This is a genomic window from Vibrio sp. 1288, assembly GCF_033344475.1.
This window is the reverse complement of record NZ_JAWPOX010001067.1, coordinates 1-531: the sequence shown is the minus strand read 5'-3', so window position 1 is coordinate 531 and position 531 is coordinate 1. Positions and strand designations below refer to the sequence as shown.

Below are 531 nucleotides of genomic sequence, written 5' to 3'. Positions count from 1 at the left end.
GCTTTTGCATCGACTCAATGATCTGCGCCGTCATGCCCCAGATGAAATGTTGACGATATGGGATAGCAAATACACGATGACTGCTTCTTTTTAACTCAAACTTACTGCTGTAGAGCTTATTTGGGTTCAAAATATGGTTGGCTGGTACCTCAAAAACCGACTCGACCTCATTTGGGTCAATATGCGTTTTATAATCCGGAGAAATAAAGGCCAAAAATGGCGTCACATTAAATTGACTAATCGTTGGCAGTTTTGGCAACTGACCGAACACATGAATGTGTTTATCTTCTATACCGACCTCTTCATTAGTCTCTCGAAGCGCCGTATTCACCAGATGGATATCTTCGGGTTCAAACTTACCGCCAGGAAAGCTGATTTGTCCTGGATGATGCCGAAGATGTTCGGCTCGCTTGGTCAAAATCACTTGTAGGCCTTCAGGTCTATCCACAAAACCAATCAGAACCGCGGCGTCTCGAAGCGGTTTACCTTTCATAAAATTCAGGCGGGCAAGAGACTCCTTGTGATACCCCG

General features: G+C 44.8%; 1 protein-coding gene. It reads right to left on the bottom strand.

Annotated features, from left to right (window positions below; translation table 11 throughout):
- A partial coding sequence (locus R8O11_RS30935) for a CoA pyrophosphatase (protein WP_318195354.1) occupies nt 1-531 on the bottom strand: 531 nt, incomplete at both ends.